Genomic DNA, 18,833 nt, shown 5'->3' on the forward strand with positions numbered 1-18,833 from the left:
ACGGATCGCGTATGTCCATGCAGGCCGCGCAGGGCGGCCCAAGCAAGATGTCCATGGCCAGCAATCAAATACAGGCCGTATCAATCAACCGCTAACCAATCGCCCCATAGATCCGCCGCGCCTCGGCGGCATCCGCCACCGGCCGCCCCAAAGCAATCGCCCCTTCCACCGCCTGCCGCACCAACTCGCCATTTCCCGAAGCCACCGAACCATCCCGCAGCTTCAGATTATTCTCGAACCCCACTCGCATATGCCCCCCGAACGCCGCTGCCGTCGTCACGCAGGCATTCTCCTGCGCCCCGAACGCGCACACCGCCCACGGCAGCGAATGATCGTAGGCCGCCAGGAACGGCAGCAGGTCATAGGCCGACGACGTCTGTCCCACGCTGTAGCGCCCCAGCACGAACAGCACCGACCACGCGCCCGGCGGCACCAGCCCCCGCGCGCGCAGCGATAGCCAGCGCCGCACATCGCCCTCGTCGTACAGAATGATCTGCGTCATGATGCGCCGCTCGGCCACCCAGGCCAGGAACGCCGCAAGCTCGTCTTCCGGAATCTCCGGCACGGCGATCTCGCGCAGGCCGATCGACACCGCTTCCGGCTGCAGCTCGCGCACCAGCGCCATCTGCTCGGCCGCCTTGTACACGCCGGCCGCCTCGCTCGTCACCTGCACCAGCAGCTCGTCGCCGACCGCGCGGCGCACCGCCGCCAGCGCATCGCGGTAGGCCTGCGCGTCCAGCAGATGGCTGCCGTCCGGCTTGCGCACGTGCATGTGCATCATTGCCGCGCCCGCGTCCAGGCAGGCGCGGGCTTCCTGCGCCAGGGCCTCGGCCGTCAGCGGCACGGCGGGGTGGTCGGCGGCTTTCTTGTAGGCGCCGTTGGGCGCCACCGTCACGATGACGGGCGACTCGGCCAGGGCCGGACGGGGAATGTTCACGGCGTTCACGGCTGGATCTCCGGCAGTTCCGGCGCGATCAGGTCCAGGCCCGCGCGCAACAGGCGGTCATAGCGCGCGCGCTCGGCGGCGATGGTTTCCGGCGTCCAGGCATAGAAGCCTTCGCCCGCCTTCATGCCGTGGCGGCCGTCGGCGGCGCGCTCGGTCAGGCAGCGCGCCGGATGGTCGTCATTGCAGAACGTCGGGTACATGGTCGCGCCCGCCGCCGCGTGCACGTCGATGCCGGCGTGGTCGCGCTGCATCACCGGGCCGGCCGCCAGGAAGCGGAAACCGAAACCGAAGCGCACCGCCGCGTCCACGTCCTCGGGCGAGGCGATGCCGCGGTCGATCAGGTTGAAGGCCTCGCGCGACAGCGCGTGCTGCAGGCGGTTGGCCAGGAAACCCGGCAGGTCCTGCCGCACCTTCACCGGCACGCTGCCGCAGCGGCGCATGAAGGCGATCAGCGCGTCGGCGCGGGCCTCGTCGCTGGTCTCGGCCATCACCACCTCGACCAGCGGCACCAGGTGCGCCGGCATGAAGAAGTGCAGGCCCAGCATGCGCTCGCGCGTGGCCAGGCCCTGGCCGATGGCGCTGATCGGGAAACTGGAACTGTTGCTCGCCAGGATGGCGTCGGGCCGTGCGCGGCGCACCAGCTCGGCGAACAGCGCCTGCTTGATGTCCAGCCGCTCCGGCACGCATTCGATCACCAGGTCGACGCTGGCCCAGTCCACCTGGTCCAGGCTGGCCGCCGTGGCCAGTTGCGCCACCTGGGCCTCGCGGCCAATGGTCTTGAGGTTCTCCGCCACCCGCGCCGGCAATGCGGCCGCGCGCGCCGCGTCCGGCTCGATCACCGTCGTGCGGCAGGCGGCGCGCGTCAGCACCACCGCCACGTCGGCGCCCATGGTGCCGCCGCCCACCACCACCGCATGCGCCGCGCCCGGATTGGGCAGGGCCTTCGCGTCCGTCTGCATGGTTTGCTCCTTGTTCTGAACCCGCTGTTGCATCTCTCGTCTGTGCCCGCGCTTGTGTCGGCGCGCATGACTGTATTGGGCGCCGAGTGTAGAGAAGCTTGTTTGATTGATGAATCAGATTTTTTGGATAGAATGATCGACAAATCGGATCAATGAGCCAGGCGCAGGACGGCATGCAGATCAATCTTTCGATGCGCGACATCGACACCACCCTGGTGCTGGGCCGCACCCTCAACTTCCGCCAGGCGGCGGCGCAGTTGCACCTGTCGCAGTCGGCCCTGTCGACGCAGATCCAGCGCATCGAGGAGGCGCTGGGCGTGCGGCTGTTCGACCGCACCACCCGCACCGTGCGGTTGACGGCGGCGGGCGAGGTTTTCATGCAGCAGGCCGCCGCCCTGCAGGTGGCCTTCCGCGACGCCATTGCCGCGGTCAGCGGCATCGCCAGCGCCGAGCACGGCCAGGTGTCGGTGGCGGCGCTGCCGTCGCTGGCCGCGCGCCTGTTGCCGCGGGTGTTGATGGCCTACCGCCAGGCGCATCCGCAGGTGGCACTGAAGGTGCGCGACACGCTGTCGGGGCCGGCCTTCGACCTGGTGCGCGCCGGCGACGTGGACTTCGCGCTGACCGCCGCCGATCCGCAGCACGCCGACCTGCATTACCAGCCGCTGATGTCCGACAGCTTCCTGCTGCTGATCCCCGAGGCGCATCCGCTGGCGCGATCCACGGGGCCGCTGCGCTGGGCCGACACGGCCGGCGCGGCGCACGTGTCGATGGTGCATCCGAGCAGCGTGCGCCAGTACACCGAATGGGCCTTCCTGCAGAACCGCATCCGCTTCACGCCGGCCTTCGAGGCCGAACACCTGACCACCATCGTGGCGATGGTGGAGTGCGGTTTCGGGGTGGCGGCATTGCCGGAAATCGCGGCCGGCGCGGTGGCGCAGAACGGCATCGTGCAGCGGCCGCTGACCGGCCCCGTGGCCGAACGCTCGATCGGGCTGGTGACGGCGCGCAACCGCAGCCTGCCGCCGGCGGCCGCGGCGCTGGTGGCGATGCTGCGGCAGTATCTGGCTGAAGAGGCGCGGTGAGGTCGCGGCGGGTATGGTGTCAGGCGCCGCGGCGCGCCTGTTCCGACGCCAGGTAGGCGTCGCGCGAGGGCAGCAGGTGCTCGCGGCACAGCGTCATCAGCGCGGCGCGGTCGCCGTCGCGCAGGGCGTGGATCATGGCCCAGTGTTCCTGGCGGGCGCGTTCGCGGTAATTGGCGGCCGCCAGCGAACCGAAGCGGATCGGATGGGTGCGGCGCGCGTATTCCTCGATGGCCTGGCCCAGCACCGCGTTGTCCAGCAGCCCGAACAACTCGCGGTGAAAGCGCTGGTTGCTGCGGAACACGCGGCGCGCGTCGCCATCGGCCACGGCGGCGTCGTGCTCGCGCTGCACCGCCGTCAACGCCGCCAGCCGCGCGGGCGGCACCGGCAGCGGCATCAGGCTGGCGGCGTGCACCTCCAGCACCTCACGCAGCGCGTACAGCTCCATCACCTCGCGCGCCGAGAAGGCCCGCACCACCGCGCCGACGTTGCGCTTGCGCTCGACCACGCCCAGCAGTTCCAACTCCACCAGCACCTGGCGCACCGCGTGGCGCTTCATGTCGAAGCGCGCCATCAGCTCGTCCTCGGTCAGCCGCTCGCGCGGATGCAGCCGGCCGAAGACGATGTCTTCCTCCAGCGCGGCGACCGCCGCCGCCAGGGCGTCGGGCGCTTGCGGTTCGTGGGCGGCGGGGGTGATGGCGTTCATGGGCAAGGGGGAAGACGTTATTGCTTGGGCACGGTGTCGCGCGTGGCGCTGGCGCGCAGGAAGTCGAAGTCGACCCCCTGGTCGGCCTGGGTCACGGTCTGCAGGAACAGCTTGCGGTAGCCGCGCTCGGCGGCCGGACGCTCGACCGGGCCGGCCGCCATGCGGCGCGCCAGCTCGGCATCCTCGACCAGCAGGGCGATTTCGCGCCGCGCCACCGACAGGCGGATCCGGTCGCCATTTTGCACGTAGGCGAGCGGGCCGCCAATCGCGGCCTCGGGCGTGACGTGCAGCACGATGGTGCCGGCCGCCGTGCCGCTCATGCGGCCGTCGGAAATGCGCACCATGTCCTTGACGCCGGCGCGCGCCAGCTTCTTGGGGATCGGCATGTAGCCGGCCTCGGGCATGCCGGGCGCGCCGGTGGGGCCGATGCGCTTGAGCACCAGCACGTCGTCGGCGGTCACGTCCAGCGCCTCGTCGTCGATGCGGCGGGCCATGTCCTCGGCGTCCTCGAACACCACCGCGCGGCCTTCGTGCTCCATCAGTTTGGGATTGGCGGCCGACTGCTTGATGATGGCGCCGCCGGGCGCCAGGTTGCCGCGCAGCACGGCCAGGCCGCCCACCGGATAGATGGGCGCGGCGACGCTGCGGATCACGTCCTGCTTGAACGGCGCGGGGGCGTCGTCCAGTTCCTCGCCCAGGGTGCGGCCCGAGACGGTCAGCGCGTCCAGGTGCAGCAGCGGGCGCAGTTCGCGCAGCAGCGCCAGCATGCCGCCGGCGTGGTGGAAGTCTTCCATGTAGTGCTGGCCGGAGGGCTTGAGGTCCACCAGCACGGGCGTCTCGCGGCTCATGCGGTCGAGCCCGGCCAGGTCGATATTGATGCCCAGGCGGCCGGCGATGGCGGTCAGGTGCACGATGCCGTTGGTCGAGCCGCCGATGGCCAGCAGCACGCGCAGCGCGTTCTCGATGGACTTGCCGGTGATGATGCGGTCGGGCGTCAGGCGCGCGGCCGCCATGGCGACGGCGGTGGCGCCGGTGCGCTCGGCCACGCGCACGCGGTCGGCGGTGACGGCCGGGGCGGACGCGCCGCCGGACACCATCATGCCCATGGCCTCGGTCAGGCAGGCCATGGTGCTGGCGGTGCCCATCACCGAACAGGTGCCGACGCTGGCGACCAGCTGGTTGTTGACGTCGGCGATCTCGGGCGCGTCGATCTCCTCGGCGCGGTAGCGGCCCCAGTAGCGGCGGCAGTCGGTGCAGGCGCCGACGCGTTCGCCGCGGTGCGAGCCGGTCAGCATCGAGCCGGTCACCAGCTGGATCGCGGGCACGCCGGCGGACGAGGCGCCCATCAACTGCGCCGGCACCGTCTTGTCGCAACCGCCGATCAGCACCACCGCGTCCATCGGCTGCGCGCGGATCATTTCCTCGGTGTCCATCGACATCAGGTTGCGCAGGTACATGCTGGTGGGCTGCGAGAAGCTCTCGTGTACCGAGATGGTGGGGAAGTCCATCGGCAGGCCGCCGGCCAGCATCACGCCGCGCTTGACCGCCTCGATCAGTTGCGGCGCGTTGCCGTGGCAGGGGTTGTAGCTGCTGCCGGTGTTGACGATGCCGATGATGGGACGCGCCAGCGCGTCGTCGGACAGTCCGGCGCCCTTGATGAAGGCCTTGCGCAGGAACAGCGAAAAGCCGGTGTCGCCGTAGTTGGTGAGCCCGCGCGCCACGCCGGTGCTGCGCGCGCCGTCGCTGTCGAAGGGGCCCTGGGCGGGCTTGCCGCCCTTGGTGTCGTCCGTCATTTTGCTTCCCGATAATATTATTGATAATCCAGGGCGAAGATCATATACAGCCTGGGAAACGCCCGGCAAGCGCTTTTGCGATAAATATTTATTGATCTCCAAATAAGATCAGTCGATAGAAAAATTCTGATTCATCAATCAAGATTGGCCTCCTACACTGGCGCGGTTGACGAGCCGGGCGTCCGTTCCATTCCTATACCCATCCCGGCAGGAGACCTACATGTCAGACCTGCGTCTGCGGCCCCGCCGCGCCTTGCTGCTTTCCCTGTTGGCCTTGTGTACCGGCGCCGCCGCGCCCGCCCTGGCCGCCGACGCCTATCCCGACAAGCCCATCCGCCTGATCGTGCCGTACCCGCCCGGGGGCGCCACCGACGTGATCGGCCGCGTGCTGGCGCAGGAACTGACCGGCGCGCTGGGCCAGTCGGTGATCGTCGAAAACCGCGCCGGCGCCGCCGGCAACATCGGCGCCGACCAGGTTGCCAAGGCCCAGCCCGACGGCTACACGCTGCTGATGGGCGCGCTCACCAGCCATTCGATCAACGCGGCGCTGTACCGCGGCCGCGTCACCTACGACGTGGAAAAGAGCTTCGCGCCGGTGTCCATCGTCGGCACCGTGCCGCTGGTGTTCGTGGTCAACCCCTCGGTGCAGGCCAATGACCTGAAGCAGTTGATCGCGCTGGCCAAGTCGCGCCCGGGCTACGTCACCATGGCGTCGGCCGGCAATGGTTCGCCGCAGCATCTGGCCGGCGAGATGTTCAAGCGCACCGCCGGCGTGGACATCCTGCATGTGCCCTACAAGGGCAGCGGCCCGGCCATGACCGACCTGATGGGGGGCCAGGTGCTCAGCATGATCGAGACCGTGCCGGCCTCGCAGGCCAGCATCAAGGCCGGCAAGCTGCGCGCGCTGGCGGTGACTTCGGCGCAACGCGTCGAGGCGCTGCCGGACGTGCCGACCGCGGCCGAGGCCGGCCTGCCGGGCTTCGAGGTCAGCTCCATGTTCGGCATCGTCGCGCCGGCCGGCACGCCGGCGCCGGTGATCGACCGCCTGAACGGCGAGCTCAAGAAGATCCTGGCCAAGCCGGCGGTCAAGGCTTCGCTGCTGAACCAGGGCGCCATTGCCGAATGGACCAGCCCGGCCGACGCCGGCGCGCGCGTGTCGGCCGAGGTGGCGCGCTGGACCAAGGTGATCGACGAGGCCGGGGTCAAGCCCGAATAAGGCCTTGCGGGCGGGGGACGCGGCGGCACCGGCGCGTCCCCCGCGTTGCTTCATTTGCGCCACATGCGGGAAATGGTCACAAATTTCCGGCGTTATTGTTTGCATGGTGGATGCCGGGTTGCGCAACGGTCGTGAAGTTGGCTTTCCTCCCGTGAATCGTCCATAGCGCCAAGGGCGATGATGACGCTACAGTTGCCTGGGACGGTGAAATAATCCGCAATACAGCCCAAACGCTGTTCGCACGGGTGGTTGACCCCGAACTGGCTAGGCCGTATGTTTCTCGCAGGCCTTCCTAGGACGGCGGGGGACACCAATGACTGAGACTCAGGACGAAAAATCGATCCTGTACCTGCATTTCGGTACGCCGAGCCCCTATTGGAGGCTGGCGGCGGACAGCGACGCGATCGAACTATCCGCGGTCAAGGGCGCCACCAACATCGCGATGGCGCTCAAGCCCGAGCAGGCGCAGGCCATCCGCGCCCTGACCGGCATCACCGCCAGCCTGCGCATCGACATCGTCCTGTACGGCGATCCGATACAGCTGCGGCTGGTCGGCCGCAAGATCAATCCCAACGAATGGGCCGGCACGGCCTCGGCGCACAGCGACACCGACTCGGTGGCGCGCGACCTGGTCGAAGGCCTGTCGTTCGCCGAGACGGTGGTGTCCGAGGCCAACTCGGTCATCGTCATCGTCGACCAGCACGGGCGCGTGCAGCGCTTCAACAAGGTCAGCGAGGAATACACCGGCAAGCGCGAGCAGGACATCGTCGGGCGCAGCGTGTTCGACATGTTCATGACGCGCGAGGAGGCCGCCGCCTCGCGCCGCAACATCGCCGAGTTCTACAAGCGCGGGCAGTCCTATGAGGTCGAGCGCCTGATCAACACGGTCAAGGGCCCGCGCCTGTTCCTGTTCCGCAACAAGTTCGTCACCAGCGGCAGCGGCGAAAAGCGCGTCTACCTGATCTGCTCGGGCACCGACATCACCGAGGAGCGCCAGGCGCAGGAGCGCTTGCGGGTGCTGGCCAACACCGACGTGCTGACCAACCTGCCCAACCGCCACGCCATCACCACGCGCCTGAAGACGGCGCTGGCCGAAGGCGAGGGCGCGCGCGGCGGCGTGCTGTTCCTGGACCTGGACAACTTCAAGCGCATCAACGACCACTACGGCCACGGCTTCGGCGACCGCCTGCTCAAGTCGGTGTCGGTGGCCATTTCCAGCTGCCTGGCGCCCGGCCAGACGCTGGCGCGGCTGGGCGGCGACGAATTCCTGGTGCTGCAGGAACACGCCGAGGCGTGGCAGCTGGAGGCCACCGCCGGCCGCATCATCGAACGCCTGCGCGAGCCGTTCCGCCAGGAATTGATCGAGGTCTACACCAGCTGCTCCATCGGCATCGCCATGTATCCCGAGCATGGCGACGACCTGGACAGCGTGGTGCGCAGCGCCGATATCGCCATGTACGTGGCCAAGGAGGCCGGGCGCCACACCTATCGGGTGTTCCAGCCCGAAATGGACCGCCGCAACGCCGACTACGTCTGGCTCGACACCAACCTGCGCAAGGCCCTGGCCGAAGGCCACCTGATGCTGTACTACCAGCCCAAGCTGGCCGGGCGCGGCGGCGAGGTCGACGGGGTCGAGGCGCTGCTGCGCTGGCGTTCGCCCGAACGCGGCATGATCTGCCCCAGCGTCTTCATTCCCTACGCGGAAGAGTCCGGCCTGATCTCGCAGCTGGGCGTGTGGGTGATGCGCGAGGCCGCGCGCCAGGCCGCGGCATGGAAGCGCGACGGGCTGGACCTGCGTGTCGCGATCAACATGTCGGCGCGGCAGCTGGACGACAAGGGCGTGGTCAGTGAATTCATGCGGGCGGTCGGCGACGCCGGCCTGGCCCCCTGCCTGCTGGACATCGAGCTGACCGAGAGCTGCCTGATCGAGGACGAAGTCGCGGCGATCGAGCTGATGAAGCAGTTCCGCCAGCTGGGCGCGCGCGTCCACCTGGACGACTTCGGCACCGGCTATTCGTCGCTGTCGCAGCTGGCCCGCATTCCGCTGGACGCGATCAAGCTGGACGCCAGCTTCGTGCGCGGCGTCAACGAGAACCCGGTGTCGCAGGCGCTGGCGCGGGCCATCGTGGCGGTGGCCCGCACGCTCGAACTCCAGGTGATCGCCGAGGGCGTCGAGACCCAGGAGGAAACCGCCTTCCTGGACACGCTGGGGGTGGACGCCAAGCAGGGCTACCTGTACGCCAAGCCCATGCCGGCGGCCGAGCTGACCACCTGGCTGGCGCAGCGGCGCCGGCTGCATCTGATCGCCTGACGCGGCCGGCGCGCGCCGGCCTCAATGCATGGTCGCGTCGATCAGGCCATCGGGACCCGCGGGCGAGCGCCGGTTCTGCGCCATCACCAGCCGTTCCATGTAGGCGCGGTCCTTCGGATCGATCGAGAAGGCGGCCTCGACCCAGTCCTCGGTGATATCCATCAGTTCCGAGCGCGTCAGCTGCAGCACCCGCTGGCGCGCCCGCAGCATGGCGCGCATGCCGTTCAGCTTGGGCCGCATCACGTCGATGAAGGTGCGGGTGGCCTTGTAGGCGTCGCCCGGCTCGAACAGCACGTCCACCAGGCCGCGCGCCTGGAACCATTCGGCGGTGTGCGATTCGCCGCTGCCGATCAATTCCTCGGCCAGCTTCATGCCCGAGCGCCGCGCCACCAGCGAATAGCCGCCCATGCCCGGGAACAGGTTGAAGGCCATTTCGGGAAAGCCCATGCGGGCGTTGTTCTGCGCCAGCACGAAGTGGTGCGCCAGCGCCGCCTCGAAGCCACCCCCCAGCGCCGTGCCTTCGATCATGGCCAGCGACACCGCGCCGGTGTCGAAGCCACGGGTGGCCGCATGCACGCAATCGACGCAGGCGCGGGCATAGGCGCGCAGCGCCTCGCGGCGGCCGGTGCGGATGGCTTCGGCGAAGAAGTTGAGGTCGCCGCCGACGTTGTAGATCTGCGGCACCAGCGAGCCCGTGACCCAGAAGTCGATGGGCAGGCCGGAGTCCTTGGCGGCGCGCGCCAGGGTCATGATTTCGTCGATCAGTTCATGGTTAAAGCAGGGGCGCGGCTGGGCGCGCAGCATCATCCACATGACACGTCGTCCTTCCTCATAGAACGCGGAGACTTGCTTCAAATTGCCTGCGGCGGTAAAGGGATGGCAGTCCGGATGAATGAGTTGATTCATTTGCTTTCGTCCAATCGATCAAGGTGAGTCGGAGTACTGCCGGGCCAGCCTAATACAGGTGTTGCCCCGTCCCTCTCATGCAAACCTCGTCCGGCCGGCTAGAGTTTTCCGTAGTGCAAACATCGGAGTGATTGTTTGGAAAACATTGCGTCCGGGGCCGCGATGTCATGCGGCTGGATGACCCGAGACTCGTCGGCATGGATGAGGACCGTCGCAGATTCGCGAGCGTTGCAAGGCGCGCGCACGACGCCGTCGGCTCATGCGAATGGAGGGCAGGGGATGGCGCGGCGCGACCGGCGCGGGGCTGGCGAGCGGGTGTCGTTGCGACACCGCAACAGCCAAAGCAAGGGTTTTGTAAATGATAGGATTCTCATTTACAAATAAGTTTCATTATCGATATGATCGCGGCTCGATGAATCTTACAGATAGCTTGCGATGCCCGTTTTCCCTGTACCGCGCCGCCTCATGCTTGGGGCCGCGCTGGCCTTGATGGTCCCCGTTGCCCCGCTCCACGCCGAACCCGCGCAGCTTCCCGCCATCAGTGTCGAAGGCGCCAACGCCGACGATCCGCGGGTGCCCGAAGTCACCACCGCCACCCGCACCCAGACCGCCGCGCGCTACGTGCCGCAGGCCATCGACAGCGTCAAGGTCGAGAACCTGCGGAACTACGGCATCAATACGCTGGGCGAAGCCTTGTCCGGCATCCCCAACGTCAGCAACGCCTCCGACACCCGTTTCGATTCGCTGCGCATCCGCGGCTTCGACGCCAGCAACGATTTCTACCTGGACGGCATCCGCGACGACAGTCAGTACGTGCGCGACCTGCACAACATCGAGCGGATCGAGGTGCTCAAGGGCCCGGCGGCGGTGCTGTATGGCCGCGGCAGCCAGGGCGGCATCGTCAACCGCGTCAGCAAGGCGCCGCAGCCCGGGCGCGAATCGACGCTCGAGGCCGTGGCCGGCAGCTGGGACCTGCGCAGCTTCTACGGCGACCTGAGCGCCGACCCCGGCCAGGACGTCAGCGTGCGCCTGAACATCGGCCAGGAAGACAGCAACAGCTTCCGCCACAAGATCGGCGGCACTCGCCAACTGGTGGCGCCGTCGCTGAACTGGCGCATCACGCCCGACCTGGACTGGCTGGTGCAGTACGAGTACAGCCGCTACGACCGCACCCCGGACCGCGGCATCCCCAGCGTCAACGGCCGGCCGGCCGACGTCGGCCGCTCGACCGTCTACGGCGACCCCGACCGCGACTACATCGACGACCGCGCGCAATCGTTCCGCTCGCGGCTGGCCTACAGCGTGGCGCCGGGCTGGCAACTGCGCTACACGCTGGGCGTGTTCGCGCTGGACAGCAAGTTCGACAATACCTACCTGACCGGCTACAGCGCCGCCACCGGCAAGGTCAGCCGCACCCGCTGGCAACAGGACCTGACCACGCGCAGCATCAACAACAACCTTGAAGCCGAGGGCCTGTTCCACACGGGAAGCGTCGAGCATCGGGTATTGTTCGGCGTGGACGTGGCGAACCAGGACCGCACGCCCGATCTCTACACCACGCTGGCGCGGGGACCGGGCGCGCAACCGGTGCCGGCGCTGGACCTGTACGATCCGGACCTGTCGCGGCAGCACGACGGCGCCATGACGCTCAGCAGTTCGGCCCGCCACAAGACCCGCAGCCAGGGCTACTACGTGCAGGACCAGATCAAGCTGGACGACGCCTGGCAGGTGCTGCTGGGCCTGCGCATGGACCGCTTCAGCGTCGATTCGACCAATCGCATGCTCGACCTCTCGGCCCGCCGCGACAGCCGTGGCGTGAGCCCGCGCGCCGGGGTGGTGTGGACGCCGCTGCGCGACCATTCCTTCTACGCCTCGTACAGCAAGACCTTCTCGCCCGTGGGCGGCAGCCTGATCGGCATCACGCCGAACGCGCGCGGCAACACCAACGACGTCGACCCCGAACACACGCGCCAATACGAAGTGGGCGTCAAGAGCGATTGGCTCGACGGGCAGTTGAGCACCACGCTGGCGCTGTACCAGTTGGAACTCTACAACCGTCGCACCACCGACCCGGTCGATCCGACCCTCGTGCTGCTGACCGGCAAGCAGCGCTCGCGCGGCATCGAGCTCACGGCCGCCGGACGGCTCGCGGGCAACTGGTACCTGCGCGGCGGCATCGGCCTGCAGAACGCCGCCATCGTTCAGGACAACAACGGCCTGGCCGGCAACCGCGTCAGCAACGTGGCGCGGCGCAACGGCAGCGTATTCCTGACCTACAGGCCGGCCGAGGGCCTGTACGGCGAAACCGGCCTGACCTTTGTCGGCCAGCGCTACGCCGACAACGCCAACACCGCGGTATTGCCCGGCTACGCCACCTGGGACGCGCTGGTCGGCTACCGCGTCGGCCAGTGGGACTGGCGCCTGGCGGTGCGCAACATCACCGACAAGACCTACTACGCCTCGGCCACCAGCGCCGGCCAGATCCGCGTGGGCGAGCCGCGCACGGTGATCGCCACGGCGCAGTATCGGTTCTGACGGGTAGCCAACATCCCGGCAGGACGGACGGGCGCTTTGGCGCCCGTCTGCTTTTTCGAAAAACGCCGGGCGTTTGGCGCGTGTCCGTTTAAGATTCGTTTATTGACGAGGCATGGTGCGGCCGCGGCGGTACGGTCTCGCCAAGCTGGAATCGAATGGCTATTGGGCTGGGACAGGAACCATGAAAAGCAGACTCCATGACGAAGCGATGGCGCAGGTGTACGCGGGCGATCCGGATCTTGCGTTGGCGACGCTCAACGAGATTCTCGCGGATGGCAGCCAGGCCGAATTGTTGATCGTGCTGCGCCAGATGACGCAGGCGTTCGGCGGCATGCAGGCCGTGGCGGAGCAGGCGCGGCTGAATCCGACGCAGCTCTACCGCACGCTGTCGCCCAAGGGCAACCCATCGCTGGCCAGCCTGCTGGCGATTCTCAAGGCGATGGGCTTGCGGCTGGCCGTGATGCCGCTGGCCAACGCGGCGGCCCCGGTCCGGATGGGCTGAGGCCGCGTCCGGCGCGTTTATTGCGGTTCGATCTTCGCGTCGATCGCGCGCTGGGTCCAGATCTGGCGTTGCGATTGCGCGAAGGCGCGGTGTTCGGCCAGCGTGTTGGGCGCGACCTGCATGCCCAGCGTCTCGAACTTGGCGATGCTGTCGGGCTCGCTCAGGATGCGCGTGATTTCGCGGTTCAGGCGCTCGACCACCGGAGCCGGCGTGTCCTTGGGCGCGGCCACGCCCACCCACACCACCAGGTCGAAATTCCGGTAGCCCAGTTCTGCCAGCGTCGGCACGTCGGGGAAGTCCTTGGAACGCGCCTGGCCGGTGAAGGCGATGCCCTTGAGCTTGCCGCTGTGCATGAACGAGGTCACCACCGACAGGTCGGCGAACAGGTAGTCGACGTGGCCGCCCAATAGGTCGGTGACGGCGGGCGGCTGGCTCTTGTAGGGCACGGCGTTGGCGGCGGCGCCGGCGACGCTGTTGAAGGTGGCCCCGGCGATCTGGCTGGTGGGCGAGCCGTAGGCATAGTTCAGCGGCTTGGCGCGGGTGGCCTGCACCAGCTGCGACACCGAGCCGTAGGGGGAATCGGCGCGCACCACCAGCATCATGGGAATGGTGGCGATGCGGATGACGTGGATGAAGTCGCCGGTAGGGTCGTAGGGCAGCTTGCGGAACAGGGCGGGCGTGGCCGAGTGCGTCGAGCTGCTGGTCAGGATCAGGGTGTAGCCGTCGGGCGCGGCGCGCGCGGCGGTGGACGAACCGATGGTGCCGGACGCGCCGGGCTTGTTCTCGATCACGATCGGCACGCCCAGGCGCGGGCCGAGCTTTTCCGTGAGGATGCGGGCGCTGGTGTCGGTGGCGCTGCCGGGCGAGAACGGCACCACGATGGTGATGGGCTTGCCGGGATAGGCGTCGTCGGCCTGGACGGCGCTGGCTGCTGTGCCCAGGGCCAGGGCGCAGCAGGCGGCGAACCGGCGCATGCGGCTGCGTTGCGGGGATCGGGTCATGAAAGTCTCCTGTGTTCTTCTGCGGCCGCGATGGCGTGCAACGGCCGCGATTTCCGTCATGATGCGGCCGCGCGGCTTATCGCAACAAGGGACTAATTTTCATAGACCTATTCCGTATCCGGATAAGTGCCGCGCCGTGCGCATCGGCCCGGCGCCGCCTCACGCCCGGCGCCGCCTCACGGTTCGGCGGCGTCCTCGTCGTAGCGGGTCGGGTCGGGCGCGGCCTCGCGCGCGCGCAGCGTCTTTTCCAGGTTCGCCAGGAAGGCGTCCGCCGCCAATGACAGGCGCGCGCTGTGGCGCTGGATCAGCCACAGCGCATGGCCGCGCTGGCCGCCGCCGCCGATGGGCGCGGTGACCAGGCCCAGCTGGCGCGCGAAGGCGCAGACGTAGCCGGGCACCACCGTGATGCCCAGGCCGGCCCGCGCCAGGTTCAGCACCGAGGTCAGCATGCCGGCCTCGATGCCGGACTGGAATTGCAGGTCGAGTTCGCCGCTGATGCGGTCGACGGCGCGCCGCACGCTGTAGACGTTGCGCAGCGTGATGTGCTCGTGCGCGGCCAGGTCGGCCCAGCGCAGCTGTTTGCGGCGCGCCAGCGGATGGCCGGGCGCGTAGGCGGCATGCATGGTGTCGCGGTAGATCACGCGCGCGGCCAGCTCGTCGCCGTCGATGTCGGTGGAGACGATGCCGAAGTCGGCGCGGCCATGGCGCACGTGCTCGATGGTCTCGTCGGTGTTCAGTTCGAAGAGGTCCAGCTTCACGCCCGGATGGCGGCGGTGGTAGCGCGCGATCACCCCGCCCAGCAGGCCGACCATCATCATCGGCGAGCAGGCCACGCCGACCACGCCGCGCTCCAGCGAACGCAGCCCGGACATGCTGCGTTCGGCGGCGCGCACCGTGCCCAGGATCTCCTGGGCATAGGCATAGAAGTCGGCCGCGCCCTCGCAGGGCGTGACGCTGCGGGTCGAGCGCTCGAACAGCGGCTGGCCGACTTCGGCCTCGAGTTCGGCGCACAGCTTGCTGACGGCCGATTGCGTGACGAAGGCGGCGCGGGCGGCGGCGGTGAAGCTGCGCAACTCGTAGAGCGCGCAGAACACGCGCAACTGCTTCAGGGTGATGTTCATGGTCGCGACGGAATGGGGGCGGGCGCCCCGGGTGGTCCCGGGACGCGCAAGCACGCGCCCGCCGCGTCCCGGGGAATCAATCCGGATCGAGCATATCGCGATCCGCGTCCTGGCGCGGCGCCAGGCGGCGGATCGACCCGGGCGTGCGCGAGAAGCGCACCGGGATCGCGGTGGCCGTGAGCGTGCCTTCGGTGGGATGCTCGACCCGCTGGAAAAAGCCGGTGGCGGCCAGGTGCGGGTCGTCGAACAGTGCCTCGGGCGGGTTGACGCGCGAGTGCGGAATGTCGGCGTCGGCCAGCAGCGCCAGCCAGTCTTCGGTGCTGCGCAACGCGACGATGTCCGCCAGGTCGCGGTAGAGTGCGTCGAAGTTGCCGGCGCGCGTCCGGGCGCTGGCGTAGCGTGGATCGGCGGCCAGGTCGGCGCGTTCGGCCAGGGTGAAGAAGCGCCGCCATTGGGCATCGGTATACGGCAGCAGCGCCAGGAAGCCGTCGCGGGTGCGGTAGGGCCGGCGCTCGGGTGACAGCACGCGGCTGTAGCCCATGCCGCCGCGCGGCGGTTCGAAGGTGCGCCCGCCCAGGTGCTCGATCAACGTGAAGGACACCAGCGTCTCGAACATGGGCACCTCGATCGCCTGGCCCAGGCCGGATTTCTCGCGCTCGTACAGCGCCATCGGGATGGCGTAGGCCAGCGTCAGCCCGGCCACCTTGTCGGCCATGATGGTGTTGATGTAGGCCGGCGCGCCGCTGTTGCGGCCCTGCAGGTCGGCCAGGCCGCTCATGGCCTGGATGATGTCGTCGAAGGCCGGCTGGGCGGCGTAGGGGCCGTCCTGGCCGAATCCCACCGCCGAGCAATAGACCAGGCGCGGGTTGCGCGCGCGCAGGCTGGCGGCGTCCAGGCCGATCCGCGCCAGCGCGCGCGGGCGCACGTTGGAGATGAAGACGTCGGCATCGTCGACCAGCCGCAGCAGGCGGCGCAGGTCGTCCGGGTCCTTGGCGTTCAGGGTGACGCTGCGTTTGTTGCGGTTCAGGTTCAGGTAGACGGCGCCCATGCCGGGCGAGGCGGCCGGCGCCGAGGCGCGGAACACGTCGCCCTCGGGCGCTTCGATCTTGATGATCTCGGCGCCCATGTCGCCCAGGATCTGGGTGGCGTAGGGGCCCATGCCGACCGACGTCATGTCGATCACGCGCACGCCGGCCAGCGGGCCGGCGGCCGGGACAGCCGCCGTCATTGCGCCTCCCGCGCGCGCTTGCGGGCCAGGAACGGCGCCATGTGCCGGCGCGGCTCGTCGGTGGCGAAGGCCGCGCCGAAGGCGTCGACGCTGCGGTCCAGGCCGGCCTCGACCGTGGACGTTTCCCAATAGCGCAGCAGCGCCTTCTGCGAACGCACCGCCAGCGGCCCGCTGGCCGCGATGGGCGCGACGGTGCGCTCGACCAGCGCGTCCAGCTCGCCGGTCTCGCCCAGGAATTGCAGGAAGCCCCAGCGCAGCGCCTGCTCGGCATCGACCGTGGCGCCGGTCAGCAGCAGCCAGTTGGTGGCCCCCGGGCCGATCAGTGACGGCAGCAGCACGGCATGGATCACCGACGGAATGCCGACCTGCACCTCCGGCATGCCGAAGACGCCGTCGCGCGAACCCAGGCGGATGTCGCAGGCCGCCGCCAGTTCCATGCCGGCGCCCAGGCAGAAGCCGGGCAGGCGGGCGATGGTCGGCACCGGCACCGCGCGCACCGCTTCGCACAGGTCGCGCAGGCGGGTGATGAAGGCGCGGCCGCCGTCCGGATCGAGTTCGGCCATCTCATAGATGTTGGCGCCGCCGACGAAGGCCTTGTCGCCGCTGCCGCGCAGCACCAGCGCGCGGGCGTCGGCCTGCGCGGCGATCCAGCGCACGGCTTCGGTCAGGCCCAGCGTGACCGGCGAGGCCAGGATGTTCAGGCTCTTGGCGTCGTCGATCCGCAGCGTGTAGACGCCGCGCGCGTCGCGCTCGATGTGGCTGTGGGGGAAGGCGGGAATCGGGGCGCTCATGGCGGGCTTGTCTCCGTGAAGTCGGGGGATGCCACTCATGCTAGGCCCCGCGGTTGATCACGACAAACAAGTAATTTTCATGGAATGAGTCCCGGTTGGAATAAATCTGCCCATGAACGGGACGGCCCGCGCGAGCGCCACGATGTCGACGCCGGCCACGCGGCTAGCGGTCCGCGACCGTGGTCAAGAGCGGCGAGTCGTACATCGCGGCGGGCGAGATGATGGGCTCGTCCCAGGGAATGTCCTTGCCGTAGCGCTCGCGCATCTTGGCCTGGACGGCGGGCGGACTCAGGTCGAAGCTCTTCAAGGGTTGCAGCGCGCCGATGCGCACGCCCAGCGCGCGCTGGTAGATCTTCCAGACCAGTTCGGAGCAGTAGATCCGCTCGTCCGACCAGCCGAACACCAGGTCGTAGGGTTTGCCGACATAGTCCGTGCCCACGCGAGCCAGTTGTTCGCGCGCCTCGGGCGTGAGCCGCGCCGTGTCGCGCAGGCGCTTGACGACATAGGCGCCGCGTTCGCCCTGCGCCGCCCAGGCGGCCAGCGGCGTGTAGCTGACCGTGGCGGCGGCTTCCAGCACGTAGGGCGCGCCCTGGCGCATCACGATCATGCCCATGTGGCTGTAGGGCGAGCGGGTGGCCTGCTGGATGGCCAGGCTCTGCGCGGAACGGGATTGCTGGAAGACCAGGTCGCCGGTCTGCACCGGCGGCGTGGCCCGGGCGGCGGGCGAGACCAGCGGGGCCAGGCATAGCGCCGCGGCCGCCACGGCGCTGGCCCGCAGGCTGGCCGCGCGGCGCCGGGCGTTTTCTGGATGAGGAGCGCGGATTGCGCGGGGCGTTGTCATCGGGTCCATTGGGTCGATTCCTGGCATGGGCGCAACAGTAGCATCCGCGCCGGATCGGCGCGTCACGCGATGCCGCCGTTGGCGCGCAACACCTGGCCGTTGATCCAGCCGCCGTCGGCGCCGGCCAGGAACGACACAATGCCGGCGATGTCCTCGGGTTCGCCCAGGCGTTCCAGCGGCGGCATCTTGGCGTAGTGCTCGATCAGTTCCGCGCTCTTGCCCTGCTTGAACAGGTCGGTGGCGACCGGGCCCGGCGCCACGGCGTTGACCGTGATGCGGCGGCCGCGCAGTTCCTTGGCGAACACGCGGGTAAAGCCTTCCACGGCCGCCTTGCTGGCGATATAGAGGCCGTAGGTGGGCAGGTTCAGCGCCAGCGTGGTGCTGGAGACGTTGACGATGCTGCCGCCGTCGGCCAGCCGTGTGCCGGCCTCGCGCAGGGTGTTGAAGGTGCCGCGGGTGTTGATGTCGAAGGTCTGGTCGTAGACCTCGTCGGTGGCCTCGGCCAGCGCCTGCAGCTTCAGCACGCCGGCGCTGTTGACCAGCACGTCGATGCGTCCCAGGCCGGCCTCGACCTGGTCGAACATGGCGCGCACCTCGGCGGCTTTGGACACGTCGGCGCGCACCGCCAGCGCCCGGCCGCCCGCGGCGCGGATCTCGCCGGCCAGGGCGTCGGCTTCGGCCGCGCTGGCGGCGTAGTTGATGGCGACGGCGAAACCGTCGGCGGCCAGGCGGCGCGCGATCGCGGCGCCGATGCCGCGCGAGGCGCCGGTGACCAGGGCAACGCGTTGGGAGGCTTGGGAATTCATGGTGACTCCTGGGTGGAATGTAGGACGAATCATGCGGTGGAACGAATCATGGACTATTCCAAACCAAAGATAATTACGCCAGTTTTGCTAAC

The 18,833-nt window shown here is 68.9% G+C and carries 16 protein-coding genes; 5 read left to right on the top strand and 11 right to left on the bottom strand.

Annotation, left to right across the window (positions count from 1 at the left end):
* Positions 1-91: 91 nt before the first annotated feature.
* Both ACVN9Z_RS17890 and ACVN9Z_RS17895 read right to left on the bottom strand, forming a co-directional pair.
* Positions 92-946, bottom strand: a complete 855-nt coding sequence (locus ACVN9Z_RS17890; protein WP_107316517.1) for a beta-keto acid cleavage family enzyme — start codon at positions 944-946, stop codon at positions 92-94.
* Positions 943-1,905: a 3-hydroxyacyl-CoA dehydrogenase family protein gene (locus ACVN9Z_RS17895; protein ID WP_020927187.1), complete on the bottom strand. Its 963-nt coding sequence runs from the start codon at positions 1,903-1,905 to the stop codon at positions 943-945. The genes ACVN9Z_RS17890 and ACVN9Z_RS17895 overlap by 4 nt, the downstream gene beginning before the upstream one ends.
* 173 nt (positions 1,906-2,078) lie before the next feature.
* On the opposite strand from ACVN9Z_RS17895, the gene ACVN9Z_RS17900 reads away from it, so the two are divergent.
* Complete coding sequence (locus ACVN9Z_RS17900) at positions 2,079-2,987, top strand: LysR family transcriptional regulator (RefSeq protein WP_241076417.1); 909 nt, start codon at positions 2,079-2,081, stop codon at positions 2,985-2,987.
* Positions 2,988-3,006: 19 nt separating this feature from the next.
* Here ACVN9Z_RS17900 and ACVN9Z_RS17905 read toward each other — a convergent pair whose 3' ends face one another.
* Positions 3,007-3,690 (bottom strand): GntR family transcriptional regulator, encoded by a 684-nt coding sequence (locus tag ACVN9Z_RS17905; RefSeq protein WP_047992859.1) that lies wholly within the window; start codon positions 3,688-3,690, stop codon positions 3,007-3,009.
* 17 nt (positions 3,691-3,707) lie between these two features.
* Positions 3,708-5,483, bottom strand: a complete 1,776-nt coding sequence (locus tag ACVN9Z_RS17910; protein WP_045953110.1) for an IlvD/Edd family dehydratase — start codon at positions 5,481-5,483, stop codon at positions 3,708-3,710.
* Between the two features lie 220 nt (positions 5,484-5,703).
* Here ACVN9Z_RS17910 and ACVN9Z_RS17915 point away from each other — a divergent pair, with 220 nt between their 5' ends.
* Both ACVN9Z_RS17915 and pdeR read left to right on the top strand, forming a co-directional pair.
* The gene (locus ACVN9Z_RS17915) at positions 5,704-6,699 is read left to right on the top strand and encodes a tripartite tricarboxylate transporter substrate binding protein (protein WP_047992858.1); all 996 of its coding nucleotides are present in this window, start codon (positions 5,704-5,706) and stop codon (positions 6,697-6,699) included.
* 313 nt (positions 6,700-7,012) lie between these two features.
* Positions 7,013-9,010, top strand: a complete 1,998-nt coding sequence (gene pdeR / locus ACVN9Z_RS17920) for a cyclic di-GMP phosphodiesterase (RefSeq protein ID WP_020927192.1) — start codon at positions 7,013-7,015, stop codon at positions 9,008-9,010.
* Positions 9,011-9,031: 21 nt separating this feature from the next.
* Here pdeR and ACVN9Z_RS17925 read toward each other — a convergent pair whose 3' ends face one another.
* The gene (locus ACVN9Z_RS17925) at positions 9,032-9,916 is read right to left on the bottom strand and encodes a crotonase/enoyl-CoA hydratase family protein (protein WP_049055057.1); all 885 of its coding nucleotides are present in this window, start codon (positions 9,914-9,916) and stop codon (positions 9,032-9,034) included.
* 435 nt (positions 9,917-10,351) lie between these two features.
* Here ACVN9Z_RS17925 and ACVN9Z_RS17930 point away from each other — a divergent pair, with 435 nt between their 5' ends.
* Positions 10,352-12,451 carry a TonB-dependent siderophore receptor gene (locus ACVN9Z_RS17930; protein ID WP_054472533.1) on the top strand — a complete coding sequence of 700 codons (2,100 nt, stop codon included), beginning with the start codon at positions 10,352-10,354 and terminating at the stop codon, positions 12,449-12,451.
* A 181-nt stretch (positions 12,452-12,632) separates the two neighbouring features.
* Positions 12,633-12,953, top strand: coding sequence for a helix-turn-helix domain-containing transcriptional regulator (locus ACVN9Z_RS17935; RefSeq protein ID WP_054446859.1), 321 nt, complete (start codon positions 12,633-12,635; stop codon positions 12,951-12,953).
* 17 nt (positions 12,954-12,970) lie between these two features.
* Here ACVN9Z_RS17935 and ACVN9Z_RS17940 read toward each other — a convergent pair whose 3' ends face one another.
* From ACVN9Z_RS17940 to ACVN9Z_RS17965, 6 genes are all read right to left on the bottom strand, one after another.
* Entirely contained in the window at positions 12,971-13,954 is a 984-nt protein-coding gene (locus ACVN9Z_RS17940) for a Bug family tripartite tricarboxylate transporter substrate binding protein (protein WP_024068536.1), read from the bottom strand.
* A 176-nt stretch (positions 13,955-14,130) separates the two neighbouring features.
* Positions 14,131-15,075, bottom strand: coding sequence for a LysR family transcriptional regulator (locus tag ACVN9Z_RS17945; RefSeq protein WP_458212449.1), 945 nt, complete (start codon positions 15,073-15,075; stop codon positions 14,131-14,133).
* A 76-nt stretch (positions 15,076-15,151) separates the two neighbouring features.
* Complete coding sequence (locus ACVN9Z_RS17950; RefSeq protein WP_054472531.1) at positions 15,152-16,303, bottom strand: CaiB/BaiF CoA transferase family protein; 1,152 nt, start codon at positions 16,301-16,303, stop codon at positions 15,152-15,154.
* Positions 16,300-17,094 carry an enoyl-CoA hydratase gene (locus tag ACVN9Z_RS17955; RefSeq protein WP_054472530.1) on the bottom strand — a complete coding sequence of 265 codons (795 nt, stop codon included), beginning with the start codon at positions 17,092-17,094 and terminating at the stop codon, positions 16,300-16,302. The genes ACVN9Z_RS17950 and ACVN9Z_RS17955 overlap by 4 nt, the downstream gene beginning before the upstream one ends.
* A gap of 163 nt (positions 17,095-17,257) precedes the next feature.
* Positions 17,258-17,944: a YiiX family permuted papain-like enzyme gene (locus ACVN9Z_RS17960; protein WP_241044094.1), complete on the bottom strand. Its 687-nt coding sequence runs from the start codon at positions 17,942-17,944 to the stop codon at positions 17,258-17,260.
* A 53-nt stretch (positions 17,945-17,997) separates the two neighbouring features.
* Complete coding sequence (locus ACVN9Z_RS17965; protein ID WP_038503275.1) at positions 17,998-18,741, bottom strand: SDR family oxidoreductase; 744 nt, start codon at positions 18,739-18,741, stop codon at positions 17,998-18,000.
* Between the last annotated feature and the right edge of the window lie 92 nt (positions 18,742-18,833).

Source organism: Achromobacter sp. KK8 (assembly GCF_054188005.1).